At 61.6% G+C, this 20406-nt stretch carries 20 protein-coding genes; 15 read left to right on the forward strand and 5 right to left on the reverse strand.

The features are described from left to right. Nucleotides 1-70 precede the first annotated feature (70 nt). From ribBA to R2B70_RS04745, 9 genes are all read left to right on the forward strand, one after another. Nucleotides 71-1180 (forward strand): bifunctional 3,4-dihydroxy-2-butanone-4-phosphate synthase/GTP cyclohydrolase II, encoded by a 1110-nt coding sequence (gene ribBA / locus R2B70_RS04705; RefSeq protein ID WP_318162772.1) that lies wholly within the window; start codon nt 71-73, stop codon nt 1178-1180. Nucleotides 1181-1540: 360 nt separating this feature from the next. Further along, on the forward strand, nt 1541-2011 hold the full coding sequence (gene ribE / locus R2B70_RS04710) for a 6,7-dimethyl-8-ribityllumazine synthase (RefSeq protein WP_042078850.1): 471 nt from the start codon (nt 1541-1543) through the stop codon (nt 2009-2011). Between the two features lie 14 nt (nt 2012-2025). After that, nucleotides 2026-2439 carry a transcription antitermination factor NusB gene (nusB, locus tag R2B70_RS04715; RefSeq protein ID WP_010675390.1) on the forward strand — a complete coding sequence of 138 codons (414 nt, stop codon included), beginning with the start codon at nt 2026-2028 and terminating at the stop codon, nt 2437-2439. 57 nt (nt 2440-2496) lie between these two features. Next, a complete protein-coding gene (thiL, locus tag R2B70_RS04720; protein ID WP_318162773.1) occupies nt 2497-3456 on the forward strand; it encodes a thiamine-phosphate kinase in 960 nt (319 codons plus the stop codon). Further along, nucleotides 3453-3932, forward strand: coding sequence for a phosphatidylglycerophosphatase A (locus R2B70_RS04725; protein WP_216989720.1), 480 nt, complete (start codon nt 3453-3455; stop codon nt 3930-3932). The genes thiL and R2B70_RS04725 overlap by 4 nt, the downstream gene beginning before the upstream one ends. Nucleotides 3933-4706: 774 nt before the next feature. Next, entirely contained in the window at nt 4707-6431 is a 1725-nt protein-coding gene (locus R2B70_RS04730) for a dipeptide ABC transporter ATP-binding protein (protein ID WP_209793303.1), read from the forward strand. A gap of 70 nt (nt 6432-6501) precedes the next feature. After that, nucleotides 6502-8058, forward strand: coding sequence for an ABC transporter substrate-binding protein (locus R2B70_RS04735; RefSeq protein ID WP_209793310.1), 1557 nt, complete (start codon nt 6502-6504; stop codon nt 8056-8058). Nucleotides 8059-8154: 96 nt separating this feature from the next. Beyond that, nucleotides 8155-9129: an ABC transporter permease gene (locus tag R2B70_RS04740; protein WP_042078855.1), complete on the forward strand. Its 975-nt coding sequence runs from the start codon at nt 8155-8157 to the stop codon at nt 9127-9129. Between the two features lie 4 nt (nt 9130-9133). Then, nucleotides 9134-10075 (forward strand): ABC transporter permease, encoded by a 942-nt coding sequence (locus tag R2B70_RS04745; RefSeq protein ID WP_209793311.1) that lies wholly within the window; start codon nt 9134-9136, stop codon nt 10073-10075. A 75-nt stretch (nt 10076-10150) separates the two neighbouring features. On the opposite strand, the gene dxs is transcribed toward R2B70_RS04745, so the two are convergent. The 3 genes from dxs to xseB are packed head-to-tail and all read right to left on the reverse strand — an operon-like array spanning nt 10151 to nt 13180. Continuing rightward, entirely contained in the window at nt 10151-12016 is a 1866-nt protein-coding gene (gene dxs / locus R2B70_RS04750) for a 1-deoxy-D-xylulose-5-phosphate synthase (RefSeq protein ID WP_318162774.1), read from the reverse strand. A 21-nt stretch (nt 12017-12037) separates the two neighbouring features. After that, nucleotides 12038-12928 (reverse strand): (2E,6E)-farnesyl diphosphate synthase, encoded by an 891-nt coding sequence (ispA, locus tag R2B70_RS04755; RefSeq protein WP_216989723.1) that lies wholly within the window; start codon nt 12926-12928, stop codon nt 12038-12040. Continuing rightward, nucleotides 12929-13180, reverse strand: a complete 252-nt coding sequence (xseB, locus tag R2B70_RS04760; RefSeq protein WP_025326041.1) for an exodeoxyribonuclease VII small subunit — start codon at nt 13178-13180, stop codon at nt 12929-12931. Nucleotides 13181-13413: 233 nt separating this feature from the next. Here xseB and pomA point away from each other — a divergent pair, with 233 nt between their 5' ends. From pomA to greA, 3 genes are all read left to right on the forward strand, one after another. Then, entirely contained in the window at nt 13414-14172 is a 759-nt protein-coding gene (pomA, locus tag R2B70_RS04765) for a flagellar motor protein PomA (RefSeq protein ID WP_042078861.1), read from the forward strand. Between the two features lie 8 nt (nt 14173-14180). Then, nucleotides 14181-15074 (forward strand): flagellar motor protein MotB, encoded by an 894-nt coding sequence (locus R2B70_RS04770; RefSeq protein ID WP_042078862.1) that lies wholly within the window; start codon nt 14181-14183, stop codon nt 15072-15074. A 146-nt stretch (nt 15075-15220) separates the two neighbouring features. Then, nucleotides 15221-15697: a transcription elongation factor GreA gene (gene greA, locus R2B70_RS04775; RefSeq protein WP_042078863.1), complete on the forward strand. Its 477-nt coding sequence runs from the start codon at nt 15221-15223 to the stop codon at nt 15695-15697. A gap of 46 nt (nt 15698-15743) precedes the next feature. Here greA and R2B70_RS04780 read toward each other — a convergent pair whose 3' ends face one another. Both R2B70_RS04780 and yhbY read right to left on the reverse strand, forming a co-directional pair. Further along, nucleotides 15744-16337, reverse strand: coding sequence for a hypothetical protein (locus R2B70_RS04780; protein WP_042078864.1), 594 nt, complete (start codon nt 16335-16337; stop codon nt 15744-15746). A gap of 106 nt (nt 16338-16443) precedes the next feature. Next, the gene (yhbY, locus tag R2B70_RS04785; protein WP_042078865.1) at nt 16444-16740 is read right to left on the reverse strand and encodes a ribosome assembly RNA-binding protein YhbY; all 297 of its coding nucleotides are present in this window, start codon (nt 16738-16740) and stop codon (nt 16444-16446) included. Between the two features lie 97 nt (nt 16741-16837). Between yhbY and rlmE the strand changes: the two genes are divergently transcribed. The 3 genes from rlmE (at nt 16838) to folP (ending at nt 20394) form a co-directional block, all read left to right on the forward strand. Next, nucleotides 16838-17467 (forward strand): 23S rRNA (uridine(2552)-2'-O)-methyltransferase RlmE, encoded by a 630-nt coding sequence (gene rlmE / locus R2B70_RS04790; RefSeq protein ID WP_010675375.1) that lies wholly within the window; start codon nt 16838-16840, stop codon nt 17465-17467. A 45-nt stretch (nt 17468-17512) separates the two neighbouring features. After that, on the forward strand, nt 17513-19465 hold the full coding sequence (ftsH, locus tag R2B70_RS04795; protein WP_042078868.1) for an ATP-dependent zinc metalloprotease FtsH: 1953 nt from the start codon (nt 17513-17515) through the stop codon (nt 19463-19465). Nucleotides 19466-19548: 83 nt separating this feature from the next. Next, nucleotides 19549-20394 carry a dihydropteroate synthase gene (folP, locus tag R2B70_RS04800; RefSeq protein ID WP_318162775.1) on the forward strand — a complete coding sequence of 282 codons (846 nt, stop codon included), beginning with the start codon at nt 19549-19551 and terminating at the stop codon, nt 20392-20394. The last annotated feature ends 12 nt before the right edge of the window (nt 20395-20406 follow it).

The raw sequence follows: 20406 nt of genomic DNA on the forward strand, positions 1-20406 counted from the left end.
TAGAGCGGAATGAACCCAGTTCGAACCGAGCCCGCGGGCTCAATTCCCAAGCACATTGATGGAGTAGCCCATGGCGCTGAGCACGACCCAGGAAATCATTGCCGATATCAAGGCTGGCAAGATGGTGATCCTGATGGATGACGAAGACAGGGAAAACGAAGGGGATCTCATCATGGCCGCCTCCTGTGTCCGCCCGGAAGACATCAACTTCATGGCGCGCTACGGTCGCGGCCTCATCTGCCTCACCCTGACCCGGGATCGCTGCAAACAGCTGGCGCTGCCGCTGATGGTGGACAGAAACAACGCCCAGTTCTCCACCGCCTTCACCGTGACCATAGAAGCGGCCGAGGGGGTGACCACCGGCATCTCCGCCGCCGATCGCGCCGTCACCGTGCAGGCGGCGGTCGCGCCCCATGCCAAGGCCTCGGATCTGGTGCAGCCCGGCCACATCTTCCCGCTGATGGCGCAGGATGGCGGCGTGCTGACCCGCGCCGGCCACACCGAGGCCGGCTGCGATCTGGCCCGGCTGGCTGGCTATGAGCCTGCGTCCGTCATCGTCGAGATCCTCAACGAGGACGGCTCCATGGCGCGTCGCCCGGATCTCGAGATCTTCGCCGAGCAGCACGGCATCAAGCTCGGCACCATCGCGGATCTTATCGAATACCGCAACCAGCACGAGACCACGGTAGAGAAAGTGGCCGAGTGCAAGCTGCCCACCGAATACGGCGAGTTCGACCTCGTCACCTTCCGCGACACCATCGACAACCAGGTCCATTTCGCCCTGAAGAAGGGGGAAGTAAAGGCCGACCAGCCGACCCTGGTGCGGGTCCACCTGCACGACGTGCTGAGCGATCTGCTGCTGACGGATCGTCATAGCGCCCGTAGCTGGCCGCTGCCCAAGTCCATGGCCCGCATCGCCGATGAAGGGGGCGTGCTGGTGATCCTGGGGGCGGAAGCCCATGGCGCCGAGCTGCTGGCCAGGGTCAAGGGATTCGAGGCCGCCGACAAGGGGCTGGCGCCGGAAGGGGCCAAGTGGCAGGGCACCTCGCGCCGGGTCGGCGTGGGTTCCCAGATCCTCAAGGCGCTGGGGGTGGGCAAGATGCGCCTCTTGAGCTCGCCGAAGAAGTACCACGCCCTCGGCGGCTTCGGCCTGGAAGTGGTGGAATACGTCGGTGAGTAAGCGATCCCGTGGCGGGATGGAGAACGTTCGCCACTGGATGTTGCCGGAGAAGTACCATCTCCTGCCGGGCGGCTTCGGCCTGGCAGTGGTGGAGTACGTCGGCGAGTAAGCGATCCAGTGGCGGGATGGAGAAAGTTTGCCACTGGATGTTGCCGGAGAAGTACCATCTCCTGCCGGGCGGCTTCGGCCTGGAAGTGGTGGAGTACGTCGGCGAGTAAGCCTGCATACGGTTGAAATCATCACCATGGCCGCCCGTTGCGGCCATGGTTTTTTGTCGCGGCTCTGTTGTGCTAGAATGCGTGCACTTTTGGCCGCGGCCCCATTGATGGCCCTACTGATTGCACAGAGACAGGATTTCCAATGAAGATTATCGAAGGAAATATCGCCGCTCCCGAGGCGCGTGTTGCTATTGTCGTTGCCCGTTTCAACAGCTTCATCAATGACAGCCTGGTGAACGGTGCGCTGGACGTGCTGAAGCGTCAAGGCCAGATCCAGGAGAGCAACCTGACCCTGGTGCGCGTGCCGGGCGCCGTCGAGATCCCCCTGGCGGCCAAGAAGCTGGCCAAGAGCGGTCAATACGACGCCATCGTCGCGCTGGGCACCGTCATCCGTGGCGGTACCTACCACTTCGAACTGGTGGCGAGCGAGAACGGCAAGGGGCTGGCCCAGGTGATGATGGAGTATGAGATTCCCGTTGCCTTCGGCGTGTTGACCACCGAAAACATCGAACAAGCCATCGAGCGCGCCGGTACCAAGGCGGGTAACAAGGGTGCAGAGGCTGCACTGAGCGCGCTCGAAATGATCAACGTCCTGAAACAACTGGACGTGTAACGAGGAGAAATGCATTGAAACCGTCCGAGCGCCGTAAGGCCCGTCATTGCGCCACCCAGGCCATCTACCAGTGGCAGATGACCCAGGCCAACGTGGGCGACATCGAAGAGCAGTTCAAGATCGATCAGGACACCAAGGGTGTGGACCTGAACTATTTCCGCGATCTGCTGTTCGGGGTTGCGGTCCACTGCAACGAGCTGGACAAGGTGTTTGCACCTTTCCTCTCCCGTCCGCTGGAAGAAGTGGACATGGTAGACAAGGCGATCCTGCGTCTGGCGACCTACGAGCTGACCCGTCGTGAAGATGTGCCGCCGCGCGTGGTGATCAACGAAGCGATCGAGCTGGCCAAAGCCTTCGCCGCCGATGACAGCCACAAGTTTGTCAACGGCGTACTGGACAAGGTGATCAAGACGCTGCCCAAGCGTTGATCCCGCCGTCCGTCAGCATTTAAGAGAGGAGCCAGCTTATTGCTGGCTTTTTATTGTATGGGTGAATTTGAGCTGATTGAGAAGTACTTCAAGGCCCCCCACGCCCGCAAGGACGTGGTGATGGGACCTGGGGATGACTGTGCCCTGCTGACCCTGCCCCCCGACGTCCAGTTGGCGGTGAGCACGGATACCCTGGTGAGCGGCGTCCACTTCTTTCCCGACATGGATCCGGTGGATCTCGGCTACAAGGCGCTGGCGGTCAACCTGTCCGATCTCGCCGCCATGGGGGCGGAGCCGCGCTGGGTTTCTCTGGCCCTGACCCTGCCCGCCGTCAACGAGAGCTGGGTCGCCGGTTTCGCCGAGGGCTTCCTCGAGCTTGCCGAATACTACAACGTGGCCCTGGTGGGCGGTGACATGACCCGGGGCCCGCTCTCCATCACCGTTTCGGTGAAGGGATCGGTGCCTGCCGGCCGCGCCCTGCTGCGCAGCGGTGCCAAGGCGGGGGACGGCATCTATGTGACCGGCACCCTGGGGGATGCGGCCCTGGCCCTCTCCCACCTGCTGGGCAAGCGCACCCTCAACGAGAACCAGCTGGCGGCTGCGCTGCCCAGGCTCGACCATCCCCATCCCCGCATCCTGGCGGGCCAGGCCCTGCGCGGGCTGGCCAGCAGCGCCCTGGATCTCTCCGACGGCCTGGCCTCGGATCTCGGCCACATCCTCAAGGCCTCCGGGGTACGGGCCCAGATCGATCTCAACCTGCTGCCCCTCTCTCCCGTGTTGCAGGATGCAGTGCCCGTCACGGATGCCTGGCAACTGGCGCTGGCCGGTGGCGATGACTACGAGCTCTGCTTCACCGTGCCCCAGGAACATCACGGTGCCCTGGACACGGCACTGGCCAATTGCGGCGTCAAGTTCACCCGCATCGGCCGCATCCTGGCCGGGGAACCCGGCATCGACTATGTGCAGGATGAGCAGCCGGTCGAGCTCCATCTCAAGGGGTGGGATCATTTCGCATGAAGATCAAACCTGAGCTCAAGCAACTTAACCTGAGGAACCCGCTCCACCTGCTGGCGGTGGGGTTTGGCTCCGGTCTCTCCCCCAGGGCGCCGGGCACCATGGGGACGCTTGCCGCCATCCCCCTCTACCTGCTGGTGAGCGGCCTCTCCACCCCCTGGTTTATCGCCCTGCTGGTGGTGGGCTTCGTGGCGGGCATCCGCATCTGCCAGAGCGCCACCGACGCCATCGGCATGCCGGATCACGGGGCCATCGTCTGGGACGAGGTCATCGGATTCGGCGTCACCATGATAGCGGCGCCCGCCGGCTGGGAGTGGGTGCTGGCCGGCTTCGTGCTGTTTCGCCTGTTCGACGTGCTCAAGCCCTGGCCCATCTCCTGGTTCGATCGCCGCATCCACGGCGGACTCGGCATCATGCTGGACGATCTCATCGCCGGCCTGTTCGCCCTGCTGTGCATGCAGCTGCTGGCCCGCTGGTAAGGGAGCCGGGGCAGGTCCGCCTGTCCCGTCTCATCTGCCTGCCAGCCCGGGTGGCAGGCAGCCTCCGATCCTGCGGCTCCCACCCCTCTCATCCCTCGTCGTGAATGGCCTTGTCGACCAGCGAGGGCAGCCATCTCTGGCTGGTCCTCTCGCCGCCCGTGCCGTCCCATGCCAATGCTCGCCGGGACGAGGCCAGGCGTCTGGGCAGGGACTTCCCGGTCCTGGGCCGTTTTGTATGCAATCCCTCCCGATCCGCGCCGCCAACCGGCAAGGGTCTCTGGTTGAACATTCTGGATGGCCACTATTTATCTCTGCTTAGTTTTCCTTCTCCAAGATATGCTGTCGTCAAAAAAACATTTCACATAAATATTCACTACTCATTCGAGACTTGCCAGTTTGTGTGGGGTAGTGGAAATGGTGGTTTGTTATCATTTTGTTGAAACATAAATAGCAAATCTGCTCGTAATGCCAATGCAATATCTGGTAATGTGACTTTTACCAACATTTTACGCCCATGGTTCCAGCTTTATCTGGGCAAAGTATTGCGAAATTGTATAACTGGATCATTTACACCCGCGGGCAAACCGACTAACTTACTCGCGGGTTATTCCAAAAAAATGCAAAAAACCCGCCCGGATCGCTGGTTTGGCTGCCTCATGGATTGAGCGTTTATTACACGACAACGGCTCTCGAGCAGTACCCAAGGCACAACCAGCATCTGCGGCTGATTTACGGACGAATTATTTGGGACGGATGTCCCCCGCAGAGGTAACCATGTCCTTGCTTGAAGTAAAAAACTTGCGGATCGAGTACCCCTCCCGCTACGGGGTGCTGGCCGCGGTCAAGGATCTCTCTTTTTCTGTTGAAAAGGGCGAGATCGTCGGCGTCGTCGGTGAGTCCGGCGCCGGCAAGTCCACCATCGGCAACGCCGTCATCGATCTGTTGAGCCCGCCCGGTCGCATCGCCCGCGGCGATATCTACCTCAACGGCGAGCTCATCTCCGGCAAGAGCCAGAACGAGATGCGGGCCATTCGTGGCTCCCGCATCGGCTTCATCTTCCAGGATCCCATGACCTCCCTGAACCCGCTGTTCACCGTGGAGCAGCAGTTGGTGGAGACCATACTGGCGAACACCAGCCTCACCCGCGAGGCGGCCTTTGCCAAGGCCCTCGAGCTGATGGGCGCGGTGGGGATCCCGAACCCGGATGTGCGCATCAAGCAGTATCCCCACCAGTTCTCCGGCGGCATGCGCCAGCGGGTGGTGATCGCCATCGCCCTCTCCGGGGATCCCGAGCTCATCATCGCCGACGAACCCACCACGGCGCTGGATGTCTCCATCCAGGATCAGATCCTCCAGCTCATCCGCTCCCTGTGCAAGGAGCGCCAGGTAGGCTGCATGCTGGTGACCCACGACATGGGCGTGGTCTCCAACGTCACCGACAAGGTGGCGGTCATGTATCGCGGCGATCTGGTGGAGTTCGGCACCACCGAGCAGGTGCTGGGCCGCCCCAATCATCCCTATACCCGCAGCCTCATCTCGGCGGTGCCCCGCTCGGACGTCAAGCTGGTACGCTTCCCCCTGGTCTCCTACATCGAGGATGCCGGTGCACCGGATACCAGCATCGATCTGAAGACCCACTGGCTCGGCCAGAGTCAGGACGAGCGCGCCTATGAAGGAGCGCTGCTGCGGGTGGAGAACGTGGATCTGAAGTTCGTCACCAAGGACTCCATTTTCCCGAGCCGCCGCCAGTACGTGCGTGCCTGCAACAACATCAGCTTCGAGATCTTCGAGGGGGAGACCTTCGGCCTGGTGGGAGAGTCCGGCTCCGGCAAGTCCACCATAGCCCGGGCCATCACCGGCCTCTATCCGCCCGATGCCGGCAAGATCATCTTCGAGGGGATCGACCTCACCGCCCTGAAAGGGGAGCACGAGCGTCGCCCCCTGCGCCGCCAGATGCAGATGGTGTTCCAGAACCCCTATTCGTCCATGAACCCGCGCATGAAGGTGCGCGACATCATCGCCGAGCCGATCCGCTTCCACCGCCTGGCCGAGAGCGAGCGGCAGATCGAGCAGATCGTGGGGGATCTCCTGGATCACGTCGGCCTGGGCAGCGGGGCAGGGGTCAAGTATCCCCACGAGTTTTCCGGCGGTCAGCGCCAGCGCATCTCCATCGCCCGTGCCCTGGCGACCCGGCCGCGCTTCCTCATCTGCGACGAGCCCACCTCGGCGCTTGATGTCTCGGTGCAGGCCCAGATCCTCAACCTGCTCAAAGACTTGCAGCAGGAGCTCGGGCTCACCATGCTGTTCATCAGCCACGATCTGCCGGTCATCCGCCAGATGTGCGATCGCATCGGCGTGATGCAGCACGGCAACCTGGTGGAGGTGGCCGAGACCGAGAAGCTCTTTACCAATGCCGCGCATGAGTACAGCCGCAAGCTGATCTCCCTCATGCCGGAGTTCAAGGGAATGTCCCGCGAGGGGCTGGAAATCGCAAGCTAGGAAAGAGCCGGCTCGCCGGTCTGCTTGTCAAAAAAAGTGTCAATAAAAAGCCAAAAGCATGGAGAAAGACATGAAGAAAGGATTATCCAAGATCGCCATGGCGCTGTTCGCCGCTGGTCTCGCGTTTAACGTCTCTGCCGCCGACATCAAGGTCGCCGTCGCTTCCGACGCCACCTCGCTGGACCCGCAGGAGCAGCTCTCCGGCCAGACGCTGGAGATGTCTCACCTGGTATTCGATCCCCTGATGCGTTACACCCAGGATCTGCAGTTCGAGCCGCGCCTGGCCGAGAAGTATGAGCGCATCGACGACAAGACCGTCCGCTTCCACCTGCGCAAGGGCGTCAAGTTCCACTCCGGCAACGACTTCACCGCCGACGACGTGGTGTGGACCGTCAACCGTCTGAAGGCCTCCCCGGACTTCAAGGCGATCTTCGACCCCATCGCCGAAGCCAAGAAGGTAGATGATTTCACTGTGGATCTCGTCACCGCCAAGCCCTTCCCGCTGGTGCTGCAGACCGTGACCTACATCTTCCCGATGGACTCCAAGTTCTATACCGGCAAGACAGACGCCGGCAAGGACAAGGCCGAGATCGTCAAGAACGGCGACTCCTACGCCTCGACCAATGTCTCCGGTACCGGCCCGTTCACCGTCAAGTTCCGCGAGCAGGGCGTGAAGCTGGATTATGCCCGCAACGCCAACTACTGGGACAAGGCCTCCAAGGGCAACGTCGACAACCTGACCGTGGTGCCCATCAAGGAAGATGCCACCCGCGTGGCCGCCCTGCTGGGTGGGGACGTGGACATGATCTACCCGGTCGCCCCGAACGATCTGGAGCGCGTGAAGAACGGCAAGGATTCCCAGCTGGTCACCCTGTCCGGTACCCGCGCCATCATCATCGAGCTGAACCAGAACACCAACCCGGCGCTGAAAGACAAGCGCGTGCGTCAGGCGATCAACTACGCCATCAACCAGGTGGGCATCGTCGACAAGATCAACAAGGGTTTCGGTACCCCGGCCGGCCAGCTGAGCCCGAAAGGCTATGCCGGTCACAACGAGGCGCTCAAGCCCCAGTATGATCTGGCCAAGGCCAAGGAGCTGATGAAGGAAGCCGGTTACGAGAAGGGCTTCAAGATGACCTTCATCTCCCCGGCTGCCCGCTACGTCAACGATGTCAAGATCGCCCAGGCGGTCTCCGCCATGCTGTCCAAGATCAACATCAAGGTGGATCTGAAGACCATGCCGGTAGCCCAGTACTGGCCGGAGTTTGACAAGTGCGCCGCAGACATGCAGCTGATCGGCTGGCACTCCGACACCGAAGACAGTGCGAACTTCTTCGAGTTCCTGACCTTCACCAAGGATGCCAAAACCGGCATGGGCCAGTACAACTGCGGCGGTTATGCCAACGCTGAGGCTGACAAGATGGTGATGGAAGCGAACACCGAGACCGATCCGGCCAAGCGTGCCGCCATCCTGCAGAAGGTGGAAGCCATGCTGATCGACGACGCCGCCTATGTGCCGCTGCACTGGGAAGATCTGGCCTACGGTGCCAAGAAGAACGTCGACATCAAGCCGATCGTCAACGTGATGAACTTCCCTTACCTGGGTGACCTGGTGGTCAACAAGTAAGCGAGGCGCTCAAGGAAGGACCCGGCGGGGCAACCATGTTTGCCCCGCCATTAACAGAAGCCTGTGCCAAGACACAGGCCACGTAGAAGGACAAGCATGTTTACATTCCTGCTGAAACGGTTCTATCAGGCCGTGATAGTGATGTTCGTCATCAGCCTGGTCGCCTTCTCCATCCAGGACAACCTGGGGGATCCGCTGCGCGAGCTGGTGGGACAATCCGTCTCCGAGTCCGTGCGCCAGGAGCTGCGCGACAAGATGGGCCTCAACGATCCCTTTTTGGTGAAATACAGCCGCTTCCTGCAGAACGCGGTGCAAGGGGATCTGGGCACCTCCTATTTCTTCAAGCGACCGGCCCTCGAGGTGATCCTCGACAAGCTGGTGGCAACCCTTGAACTGGTGTTTGCCGCCGCGATCATCATCGTCGTCGTCTCCATTCCGCTGGGGGTTTATTCAGCGATAAGACCGCGCAGCATTCTCACCAAGGTCATCATGGCGGTGAGCAGCATCGGCATCTCGATCCCGGTCTTCCTGACCGCCATCATGCTGATGTACCTCTTCTCCATCCAGCTCGGCTGGCTGCCGGCCTATGGCCGCGGCGAGACCTACAACCTGCTGGGCTGGGAGTCGGGCTTCTTCACCTGGGACGGCATACTGCACCTGATCCTGCCCGCAGTCTCCCTCTCCTCCATCATGCTGCCGCTGTTCATCCGGCTGGTGCGCTCCGAGATGCTGGAGCAGCTCTCCTCCGAGTACGTCAAGTTTGCCCGGGCCAAGGGGCTGGACAACAACAAGGTCTACTACCAGCACGCCCTGAAGAACACCATGCTGCCGGTCATCACCGTCGGCGGCGTGCAGATCGGCACCATGGTGGCCTACACCATACTGACCGAGAGCGTGTTCCAGTGGCCGGGGACCGGCTTCCTGTTCCTCGAGGCGATCCACCGGGTCGATACGCCCCTCATCACCGCCTACGTCATCTTCGTCGGCCTGATCTTCGTGGTGACCAATACCCTGGTCGACCTGCTCTACGGGTTGATCAACCCGACCGTCAATTTGACCGCCAAGGGGTGAGCACATGAGTAATGCAGTAACAGCGGGCCCGAGCCGTTGGGCACGTTTCAAGAATTCCGACATCGTCTACTACTTCCTGCGGGACAAGGTAGCCATGTTCAGCTTTGCGGTGTTCGTGGTCTTCGTGCTGGCGGCCCTGCTGGCGCCTTGGCTCGCCCCGCACAACGTCTATGACCAGACCAGCTTCGACCTGATGGATGCGGAGCTGCCCCCCTCCTGGCTGGAAGGGGGCGAGGAGCGCTTCTGGCTCGGTACCGACAACCAGGGCCGCGACATCTGGAGCACCATCCTGTATGGCGCCCGCATCTCGCTGACCATAGGCCTGTTTGCGGTAGGGTTGCAGCTGGTGCTCGGCATCGTCATCGGCCTCATCGCCGGTTACTTCGGCGGTCGCATCGACAACCTGCTGATGCGTTTCGCCGACGTGCAGCTGTCGTTCTCCACCATGATGGTGGCCATCATCATCTCTGCCATCTTCCAGGCGACCTTCGGCTCCGAGTTCTACTCGAAGTTTGCCATCGTGATGCTGGTGGTGATCATCGGCATCGCCGAATGGCCCCAGTATGCCCGGACCGTGCGCGCCTCCGTGCTGGCAGAGAAGAAGAAGGAGTACGTGGAAGCGGCCAAGGTGATGGGTTTCCGCGCCCCGCGCATCATGTTCCGCCACATACTGCCGAACTGCCTGTCGCCCATCCTGGTCATCTCCACCGTGCAGGTGGCGAACGCCATCATGAGCGAGGCGGCCCTCTCCTTCCTGGGGCTCGGCATGCCGGTGGATCAGCCGTCACTGGGCTCGCTCATCAGCGTGGGCTTCAACTACATCTTCTCCGGCTCCTGGTGGATCACCGCCTTCCCGGGCATCTGCCTGGTGGTGCTGGTGCTGGTGATCAACCTACTCGGCGACTGGCTGCGGGATGTGTTCAACCCGAAGATCTACAAGGGCTGACTCGGGTCAGTTAAGGAAGAGAAACAAGAAGGGCGCCATATAGGCGCCCTTCTTTATTTGCGTGCGATAAGCCTGTTAGGCCTGCAGCCAGCGCTCGATGCTGGCGAGGATACCGGTGGCATCCAGCCCCAGCAGGGCGTAGATCTCCTCCTGGGTGCCCTGCTCGATGAAGCGATCCGGCAGGCCGAGATTCAGCACCGGCTTGCACAGCCTGGCGCCCATCAGCAGCTCGTTCACCGCGGAGCCGGCGCCGCCCATGATGGCGTTGTCCTCCAGGGTAACGAGCTGATCGTGGGTCGCGGCAAGTTCAAGCACCAGCGCCTCGTCCATGGGCTTGACGAAGCGCATGTCCACCAGGGTGGCATCGAGCGCCTCGGCGGCGGCCCTGGCCTGTTGCAACAGGGTGCCGAACGCCAGGATGGCCGTACCCTTGCCCTCACGCACGACGCGGCCCTTGCCGAGCGCCAGCGCCTGCATCTCGCTCTCTGCCTGGATGCCGTTGCCGCTGCCGCGGGGGTAGCGCACCGCCGCCGGCCCGTTGTGCTGGTAGCCGGTGTAGAGCATCTGACGGCACTCGTTCTCGTCGGACGGCGTCATCACCACCATGTTCGGCACTGTGCGCAGGAAGCTGATGTCGAAGGCCCCCTGGTGGGTCGGGCCGTCGGCCCCCACCAGACCGGCCCGGTCGATGGCGAAGAGCACCGGCAGGTTTTGCAGCGCCACGTCGTGGATCAGCTGGTCATAGGCGCGCTGCAGGAAGCTGGAATAGATGGCCACCACCGGCTTCTGCCCGGCGATGGCGAGGCCGGCGGCGAAGGTGACCGCGTGCTGCTCGGCGATGGCCACGTCGAAGTAGCGATCCGGATACTGCTGGCTGAACTTCACCAGCCCGGAGCCCTCGCGCATGGCGGGAGTGATGCCGACCACGTGCTCGTCCCTGGCGGCGATGTCGCACAGCCACTGACCGAAGATGGCGGAGAAGGTGGGCTTGCCACCGGCGCTCTTGGGCAGGGCGCACTCGTCCGGGTTGAATTTGGGGACGGCGTGATAACCGATGGGATCCTTCTCGGCAGGCTCGTAGCCCTTGCCCTTCTTGGTCTTGACGTGCAGTAGCTGGGGGCCCTTGAGGCTGCGCATGTTGCGCAGGGTCTCGACCAGAGCGTGGATGTCGTGGCCGTCGATGGGGCCGATGTAGTTGAAGCCGAACTCCTCGAACAGGGTGCCGGGCACCACCATGCCCTTGAGGTGTTCCTCCGCCCGCTTGGCCAGCTCCTTGACCGGCGGCAGACCGGCCAGCACCTTCTTGCCGCCTTCGCGGATGGTGGTGTAGAGCTTGCCTGACATCAGCCTGGCGAGGTGGTTGTTCAGGGCGCCGACATTTTCGGAGATGGACATCTCGTTGTCGTTCAGCACCACCAGCATGTCCTTGTGGACGTCGCCGGCGTGGTTGAGGGCCTCGAAGGCCATGCCGGCGGTGATGGCGCCGTCACCGATGACGGCCACCACCTTGCGGCCCAGTCCCTCGCGCTCGGCGGCGACCGCCATGCCGAGGGCCGCCCCGATGGAGGTACTGGAGTGACCGACGCTGAGGACGTCGTACTCGCTCTCCTCCCGCCAGGGGAAGGGGTGCAGGCCGTCTTTCTGACGGATGGTGTGGATGCGATCCCGCCGGCCGGTCAGGATCTTGTGGGGATAGGCCTGATGGCCCACGTCCCACACCAGGCGATCGAAGGGGGTGTTGTAGACGTAGTGCAGGGCGACCGTCAGCTCGACGGTGCCAAGGCCGGAGGCGAAGTGACCGCTGGAACGGCTCACCGAGCGCAGCAGGTACTCGCGCAGCTCGTTGCACAGCACGGGCAGTCGCTCGAAGGGGAGGGATCGCAGCTCGACCGGCGTGTCCGCGAGGGCCAGGTTGGGGTAATCGCTTATATCAACGCTCATATTGTTACTGTTATCCAGCGTTTAGTGGGTTCGCTCGATGATGTAATCGGCAAACGCTTCCAGAATGTCGGTATTGTAGGGCAAGGCTTGCAGGGCTGTTAAGGCCTTGTCATGCAGTTCGCGAGCCAGCTCACGGGCATTGTCGAGTCCGAGCAGGGCCGGGTAGGTGCTCTTCTCCTGCGCCAGATCCGAACCTTGCGGCTTGCCCAGGGTGGCGGTATCGCCCGTGATGTCGAGGATGTCGTCCTGTACCTGGAAGGCGAGCCCAATGGCGGCGGCATAGGTCTGCAGGGCGGCCAGTGTCGCGGGTTCCACGTCGGCCTTGCACAGGGCCCCCAGGGTGACGGCGCACTCGATGAGCGCCCCCGTTTTGTGGCGGTGCACCTGCTCCAGCTCGGCCAGGGTGATCCGGCGGCCCTCGGCCTCCAGATCCAGCGCCTGGCCGCCGCACATGCCGAGATAGCCCGACGCGCGGGCCAGGGCGCTCAGCATCTTGACCCGGTTGGCCATCAATTCGGCCGGCATGGGGTGATCGGCCAGGATGGAGAAGGCCAGGGTCTGCAGGGCATCGCCGGCCAGGATGGCGGTGCCTTCGTCGAACGCCTTGTGCACCGTGGGCTGGCCACGACGAAGGTCGTCGTCGTCCATGGCGGGCAGGTCGTCGTGCAGCAGGGAGTAGGCGTGGATGCACTCCACCGCGGCGGCCGGGCCGTCCAGCAGCTCGCTCTTGACGCCCAGCATCTCGCCCACGGCGTAGACCAGGAAGGGACGCACCCGTTTTCCACCCAGCAGCAGGCCGTATTTCATGGCGTCCCGCAGGCGCGGCGCCATGGGGGGCAGGGCCTCAAGCTGTGCCGAGAGGCAGCCGTCGATGCGCTGGCGGTGCAGGCGGGAGAAATCGTCGAGAGTCACTCACTCCTCTCCTTGCTCTGAGCGAAAGGGGACCGCCTGCTCGCTGCCATCGGCCTGGGTCAGGAGGATCTGGATCTTCTGCTCGGCCTGCTCCAGCTTCTGCTGGCCGGCGCGCACCAGATGGATGCCCTGTTCGAATTGCTTGAGTGCCTCCTCGAGGGGGAGCGAACCCTGTTCGAGCTGATGCACTATGGTTTCCAGCTCTTCCAGGGTGGCATCAAAACTCAGACGGTCGATTTTTTTACTGGCCATGTCCATCCTCGGGGATTGAAAAAAACGGCTCATCTTAACATCGACCGGCCACAGGGGGGAGGCAGAAAAGTGCGCTGCCCTCAAACTATCCCGTCCCCGGCCGATAAGAACTGGCTGATATCCCCGCATCTCCGCGCGCCAATAGGGGGGAACCGGGCTTGCTGCCAGGGGCGTAATAGCAGAAAATTCAGCGCAGTATAAATAGACGCAAGTTTGGTGACAGGAGCAAGGATGTGGATTTAGGCAGTCTGATAGGCATAGTGCTGGGGTTCGGGGTCGTGGTGTACGGCATGCTGCTGGGTGGCCCCATGAGCATGTATGTGGATATGCCCTCGGTCTACATCACCATCTTGGGTTCTCTGTTCATCTGCATGATGAAGTTCAACCTCGGCCAGTTTCTGATGGCGTTCAAGGTGGCCGGCAAGGCATTCATGTACAAGGGCGACAAGCTCGATGATCTGATTGCCAAGGCGGTGGAGCTGGCGGACGCGGCCCGCAAGGGGGGCTTCCTGGCCCTGGAGGCGGCGGAGATCCCCAATACCTTCATGAAGAAGGGCATCGACATGCTGGTGGACGGCCATGACGCCGACGTGGTGCGATCCGTGATGGAGAAGGACATCGAGTTGACCTCGGAGCGCCACGTCATCGCCGTCAAGGTGTTCCGCTCCCTGGGGGATCTCGGCCCCGCCATGGGCATGATAGGTACCCTGGTGGGCCTGGTGGCCATGCTGGCGAACATGAGCGATCCCAAGTCCATCGGCCCTGCCATGGCGGTGGCCCTGTTGACCACCCTCTACGGGGCGATCGAGGCCAACATGATCGCCATCCCCATCGCCGACAAGCTGGAGCTGCGCAGCGGTGAGGAGCAGCTGAGCCGTACCCTGATCCTCGACGCCATCATGGGGATCCAGGACGGCCAGAACCCGAGAGTGATCCAGGCCATGTTGCAGAACTACCTGAATCAGTCCAAACGCAACAACGGGACCGAATAGGAGCGCGCATGGCAAAGTGCAAGTGCCCGCCTCCCGGTCTGCCCGGCTACATGGGGACCTTCGCCGACCTCATGTCCCTGCTGATGTGCTTCTTCGTGCTGTTGCTCTCGTTTGCCGAGATGGACGTGCAGAAGTTCAAGCAGATCGCCGGCTCCATGGAGAAGGCGTTCGGGGTGCAGAACATCCTGGAGGTCAAAGACATTCCCAAGGGGACCTCGGTCATCGCCCAGGAGTTTCGCCCTGGCCGTCCCGAACCGACCCCCATCGACACCATCATGCAGCAGACCATCGACATGACCCAGACCGAGCTGGACTTCCAGCCCGGAGATGCTGACAAGGCCGGGGGGCATGACAAGACCGAGGGACAGCAGAGTGGGGGTGACACCGCCCAGCAGGCCCAGAAGGCGCAGGAGCAGTCCAATACCCTGGCCAAGGCGCTGGCGGAGCAGATGCAGGCCCAGATCCAGGACGGGGCCATCGAGATAGAGGCGCTGGGTCAGCAGGTCATCATCCGGATTCGCGAGAAGGCGGCCTTCCCGGCAGGGTCTGCCTTCCTGCAGCCCCAGTTCTGGCCTGTGATCCGCAAGGTGGCGACCCTGCTCAAGGATGTGCCGGGTGAGATCACCGTCTCCGGCCACTCCGACGATGTCGCCACCGAAGACGAGCTGTTCCAGTCCAACTGGGAGCTCTCATCCCAGCGAGCGGTGGCGGTGGCCCATCAGATGATCAAGGTGCCCGGCTTTGACGGCAACCGGCTGGTGGTGCAGGGTATGGCGGATTCCCAGCCGCTGGTGCCCAACAACAGCCCGGAAAACCGGCGCATGAACCGGCGGGTGGAGATCGCCATCATGCAGGGCAAGCCGACGGTCTCGGCGCCCATCGGGGTTGCGGATCCCAAGTAGCTTTCGCCGGGAAGCGCGATCCCCCTCGCAGGGGCTGACATGGATTTTGTGGCGGCTTCATATTAAGATGCCCCATCCGAACCGACAGCTGCGGCTCTCTTTTGATTGCCGCAGCTTCTCTTTATAAAGCAACCCAGGTTTCGACTATGAATCATACTCCGATGACTGTTCGCGGCGCCGAAAAGCTGCGCCAGGAGCTCGACTATCTCAAGACCGAGCTGCGTCCCCAGATTATCGAAGCGATTGCTGATGCCCGTGAACACGGCGATCTGAAAGAAAATGCCGAATACCATGCCGCCCGCGAGCAGCAGGGGTTTTGTGAAGGCCGCATTCAGGAAATCGAAGGCAAGCTCTCCAACGCTCAGGTGATCGATGTCACCAAGATTGCCAACAATGGCCGCGTCATCTTCGGCGCCACCGTGACCCTGCTCAAGAGCGAGACGGAAGAGGAAGTGGTGTACCGCATCGTGGGTGACGACGAGGCGGACATCAAACAGAACATGATCTCCGTGAACTCGCCCATTGCCCGCGCCCTGATCGGCAAGGAAGTGGACGATGTCGCCATCGTCAAGACCCCTGGTGGTGACGTGGAGTACGAGATCCTGGAAGTCGCCTACCTCTGAGTCTGAGGGGCGGAAGAGACAGGGGAGCCGGGCTCCCCTGTTGCATTTACTCCCCCTGATAGGCCTGGACGAAGGCGTCCTGATGACGCTGGAAGAGCCAGTCCCGCAGCTGTTCCTGATCGTCCTTGTCCAGTCGAAATTGCACGGCCCAGTCATGCTGGCTCTGGTTGGTATCCACATGCCTGATCAGGCTGCCCGTCATCGCCAGGGGGGAGAGCCCCTCGATGCAGAGGGTGCCGTTCAGGGGATCGCCCCTGACCATGGATGCGGGCAGGCCCGCCACTATGAGGCCGCCGAGGGAGAGGCTGTGCACCTCATACTCGGTATCCCCGCTGCGCAGCACAGCGTGCTCTTCGAGGCGCCAGGCGCGCAGATGAGGCGAGCCAAGCTCGGTGATGGTGGGGGCGGCGATGCGCAGTTCGGCGTGGCCCTCCGCGGCCTGGGTGCAGTGCAGCGGAAAACGCAGCTGGTGGCCGGCGATGCGGGCCTCGAGTGTCAAAGGGGTGGCGCGTTGCAGCAGGCTCTGCAGGGGAAGGGGCAGATTGCCTCGCAGGAACTGGCCGGCAGCCTGGTCCTCGCTCTTGCCCAGGTCCCGCAGCATGGCCAGTTCTTCATCGGTGAGAAGCTGATGCTTGTCCATAGTGGGTGTCCGCGACTATTCATCGCAGGTTAAGGGCCTGACGGCTATTTTGGCAAGCGACTTGGGAAGAAGGGGAAATGAAGGAAAGAGCGAATGCTCTTTCCTGTTACTTGCGCGGCAACTGGATTTTGGGTTCTTTGGCCTGACGATAGATGGTCAGTACATGGCCCATGCTCTGTACCTTGATGGCGCCGGTCTCACGGACGATGGCATCCATTACCAGCTGCTTCATCTCACGATCTTCAGACGACACCTTGACCTTGATCAGCTCGTGGTGGTTCAGCGCCAGATCGATCTCGGCCAGCACCCCTTCGGTCAGACCGTGCTGTCCCAGCAGGACGACCGGCTTCAGGCTGTGGGCAAGGCCCTTGAGGTACTGTTTCTGTTTATTGTTGAGAATCATGGCAATTTCTTCATAAGTCAGGGTTGAAAGGGGCGTATTCTACCCCCACTTAGCCCTTAATACTAATAACCCTTGTGGTTTTTTAAAGTCGACAATCATGACCCAGAAAAAACGTTCCCCCAGTTCAACCCGCTGGTTAAAAGAACATTTCGACGACCAATACGTCAAAAAAGCCCAGAAGCTGGGGTTGCGTTCCCGTGCCGTTTTCAAGATCGACGAGATCCAGGGCAAGGACAGATTGCTCAAGCCTGGCATGACGGTGGTGGACCTGGGGGCGGCCCCCGGTGGCTGGTCCCAATTTGCCATCGACCAGGTGGGCGACAAGGGGCGGGTGATCGCCTGCGACATCTTGCCGATGGATTCCATTGCCGGTGTCGATTTCCTGCAAGGGGACTTTCGGGAGGAAACTGTCCTCGGCGCCCTGCTGGAACGCGTCGGCCCGGACAAGGTGGATGTGGTCATGTCTGACATGGCACCCAACATGAGCGGTACCCAGCAGGTGGATCAGGCCCGTGCCATGTATCTGGTCGAGCTGGCGCTGGACATGTGCAATCAGGTCCTGAGCAGTAACGGCAGCTTCGTGGTCAAGGTGTTCCAGGGGGAGGGGTTTGATGCCTATCTCAATGAAATACGTAGACTTTTCTCTGTCGTCAAGATTCGTAAACCCGACTCGTCCCGTGCCCGTTCACGAGAAGTCTACATTGTGGCTACCGGTTTTAAACTGTAGTACCCTAACCCTCATCGTTAACTGTCAGTCTGCGAGGTCATTGATTTGAGTGACATGGCGAAAAACCTAATCCTGTGGCTGGTCATCGCCGTCGTGCTGATGTCGGTGTTCAATAGCTTCAGCCCCAGCGATACCACCAGTCGCCAGCTGGACTATTCCAGCTTCGTGAAAGAAGTGACCCAAGAGCAGATCCGTGAAGTGCGGATGGATGGCAAGGTCATCAATGGCGTCAAGCGCACCGGTGAACGTTTCACTACCATCATCCCTGCGCCGGATCCCCAGCTGCTCAACGACATGCTCAATCACAACGTCAAGGTGATGGGTGAGAAGCCGGAAGAGCCGTCTCTCATCACCTCCATCTTCATCTCCTGGTTCCCGATGCTGCTGCTGATCGGTGTCTGGGTCTTCTTCATGCGTCAGATGCAGGGCGGCGGTGGCAAGGGCGCCATGTCGTTTGGCAAGAGCAAGGCTCGCCTGATGAGTGAAGATCAGATCAAGACCACCTTCGCCGACGTCGCCGGCTGTGACGAGGCCAAGGAAGAGGTCAAGGAGCTGGTCGACTATCTGCGCGACCCGAGCAAATTCCAGAAACTGGGCGGCAAGATCCCGACTGGCGTGCTGCTGGTAGGTCCTCCTGGTACCGGTAAGACCCTGCTGGCCAAGGCCATCGCAGGCGAGGCCAAGGTGCCCTTCTTCACCATCTCGGGTTCCGACTTCGTCGAGATGTTCGTGGGTGTGGGCGCCTCCCGTGTCCGCGACATGTTCGAGCAGGCGAAGAAGTCCTCCCCCTGCATCATCTTCATCGACGAGATCGACGCGGTCGGTCGCCAGCGTGGCGCCGGTCTGGGCGGTGGTCACGACGAGCGCGAGCAGACCCTGAACCAGATGCTGGTCGAAATGGATGGCTTTGAAGGCAACGAGGGCATCATCGTTATCGCCGCCACCAACCGTCCCGACGTACTGGACCCCGCTCTGCTGCGTCCGGGCCGCTTCGACCGTCAGGTGGTGGTCGGACTGCCGGATGTGCGCGGTCGCGAGCAGATCCTGAAGGTACACATGCGCAAGGTGCCACTGGCGGATGACGTCAACCCGGCCCTGATCGCCCGCGGTACTCCCGGTTTCTCCGGTGCGGATTTGGCCAACCTGGTCAACGAGGCTGCCCTGTTCTCCGCACGCGAGAGCCGCCGCGTGGTTTCCATGCTGGAGTTCGAGAAGGCGAAGGACAAGATCATGATGGGGGCGGAACGCCGCTCCATGGTGATGAAGGAATCCGAGAAGGAGATGACGGCCTATCACGAGGCGGGTCACGCCATCATCGGTCGTGTGGTACCGGATCACGATCCCGTCTATAAGGTTTCCATCATTCCGCGCGGCCGCGCGCTGGGTGTGACCATGTACCTGCCGGAGCAGGATCGCTGGAGCCACTCCAAGCAGCACCTGGAGTCCATGATCTCCAGTCTGTACGGCGGTCGTCTGGCGGAAGAGCTGATCTACGGTGCCGAGAAGGTATCGACCGGTGCGTCCAACGACATCGAACGCGCCACCGAGATAGCCCGCAAGATGGTCACCCAGTGGGGCATGTCCGAGCGTCTGGGTCCCATGCTCTACGCGGAAGAGGACGGTGAAGTCTTCCTCGGTCGCAGCATGGCCAAGGCCAAGCACATGTCCGACGACACCGCTCGCATCATCGATGCCGAGGTCAAGCAGGTCATCGATCGCAACTACGATCGTGCCAAGCAGATACTGCTGGACAACATGGATGTGCTGCACACCATGAAAGATGCGCTGATGAAGTACGAGACCATAGACGCCAAGCAGATCGACGATCTGATGGCTCGCCGCGAGGTCCGCGCCCCCAGCAACTGGCACGATGAACACGGTGACACCCCGCAAGGTGGCGCCACTGTGGGCAACGGGTCCGAAGTCAAGGCTCCGGCCGATGACAGCAAGGCGCCACTGAGCGACGTCGACAAGGCGAACGATGTCCCGGCCAAATAAATTGTCATGATCCAAACCCCGGGCTCGCCCGGGGTTTTTCTTTGTGCGGATAGTCAGATGTTCTGATGCAGGTGGATGAAAAGATGCAACTAGACAGCAAGGGGCGCAGCCTCTCTCTGGATCGCCCTCATGTGATGGGCATTCTCAATGTGACGCCGGACTCCTTCTCCGATGGCGGTCGCTTCAAGCGGATCGATCTGGCGCTGGGCCATGCCAGCGAGATGGTGGCCGATGGGGCGACCCTTATCGATATCGGTGGCGAATCGACCCGTCCCGGTGCCCCCGACGTGAGCGAGCAGGAAGAGCTGGACAGGGTCATCCCCGTCGTCGAGCGGATTGTGAAGGAGCTCGATGTGATGGTCTCCCTCGATACCTCCAAGGCGGTAGTGATGGCGGCGGGCTGTGCCGCCGGCGCCCACCTGATCAACGATGTGCGCGCCTTGCAGGAACCGGGAGCGCTTGACGCCGCGGCAGAGGCGGGTGTGCCGGTGTGCCTGATGCATATGAAGGGGCAGCCCAGAACCATGCAGGCAGAGCCCCATTACGACGATCTGGTGGGAGAGGTGAGGGCCTTCTTTGACGAGCGGATCGCAGCCTGCCTGGCGGCCGGGATCCCGCGCGAGCGGTTGTTGCTGGACCCGGGTTACGGCTTTGGCAAGACCCTGGCCCACAACTATCGGCTGCTGGCCGAGCAGCACAAGTTGCTTGATTACGGTTTGCCGCTCTTGGTGGGCATGTCGCGAAAGTCTATGATAGGCAACCTGCTCGGCTGCCCTGTCGATGAACGGCTGGCCGGCAGTCTGGCCTGTGCCCTGATCGGGTTGCAACAAGGGGCCAGGATCATCCGGGTGCACGACGTGCGCGCCACCATGGATGCGCTGCGTGTCGGCTGGATGACCATGACGGGACAAGATTTCGTATCCAAATAGAAAAACGAGAAA

This window comes from Aeromonas sp. XH, from assembly GCF_033348475.1.
In the GTDB taxonomy this organism is placed as follows: Bacteria; Pseudomonadota; Gammaproteobacteria; order Enterobacterales; family Aeromonadaceae; genus Aeromonas; species Aeromonas sanarellii.

Bases quoted from the DNA above. Each gene is read 5' to 3' on its own strand.
- dxs (WP_318162774.1), bottom strand. From the start codon at position 12,016: ATGAGCGTTGATATAAGCGATTACCCCAACCTGGCCCTCGCGGACACG.
- R2B70_RS04730 (WP_209793303.1), top strand. From the start codon at position 4,707: ATGTCCTTGCTTGAAGTAAAAAACTTGCGGATCGAGTACCCCTCCCGC.
- folP (WP_318162775.1), top strand. From the start codon at position 19,549: ATGCAACTAGACAGCAAGGGGCGCAGCCTCTCTCTGGATCGCCCTCAT.
- ribE (WP_042078850.1), top strand. From the start codon at position 1,541: ATGAAGATTATCGAAGGAAATATCGCCGCTCCCGAGGCGCGTGTTGCT.
- ribBA (WP_318162772.1), top strand. From the start codon at position 71: ATGGCGCTGAGCACGACCCAGGAAATCATTGCCGATATCAAGGCTGGC.
- greA (WP_042078863.1), top strand. From the start codon at position 15,221: ATGAATCATACTCCGATGACTGTTCGCGGCGCCGAAAAGCTGCGCCAG.
- R2B70_RS04740 (WP_042078855.1), top strand. From the start codon at position 8,155: ATGTTTACATTCCTGCTGAAACGGTTCTATCAGGCCGTGATAGTGATG.
- thiL (WP_318162773.1), top strand. From the start codon at position 2,497: ATGGGTGAATTTGAGCTGATTGAGAAGTACTTCAAGGCCCCCCACGCC.
- rlmE (WP_010675375.1), top strand. From the start codon at position 16,838: ATGACCCAGAAAAAACGTTCCCCCAGTTCAACCCGCTGGTTAAAAGAA.
- yhbY (WP_042078865.1), bottom strand. From the start codon at position 16,740: ATGATTCTCAACAATAAACAGAAACAGTACCTCAAGGGCCTTGCCCAC.
- R2B70_RS04735 (WP_209793310.1), top strand. From the start codon at position 6,502: ATGAAGAAAGGATTATCCAAGATCGCCATGGCGCTGTTCGCCGCTGGT.
- R2B70_RS04745 (WP_209793311.1), top strand. From the start codon at position 9,134: ATGAGTAATGCAGTAACAGCGGGCCCGAGCCGTTGGGCACGTTTCAAG.
- R2B70_RS04770 (WP_042078862.1), top strand. From the start codon at position 14,181: ATGGCAAAGTGCAAGTGCCCGCCTCCCGGTCTGCCCGGCTACATGGGG.
- R2B70_RS04780 (WP_042078864.1), bottom strand. From the start codon at position 16,337: ATGGACAAGCATCAGCTTCTCACCGATGAAGAACTGGCCATGCTGCGG.
- xseB (WP_025326041.1), bottom strand. From the start codon at position 13,180: ATGGCCAGTAAAAAAATCGACCGTCTGAGTTTTGATGCCACCCTGGAA.
- R2B70_RS04725 (WP_216989720.1), top strand. From the start codon at position 3,453: ATGAAGATCAAACCTGAGCTCAAGCAACTTAACCTGAGGAACCCGCTC.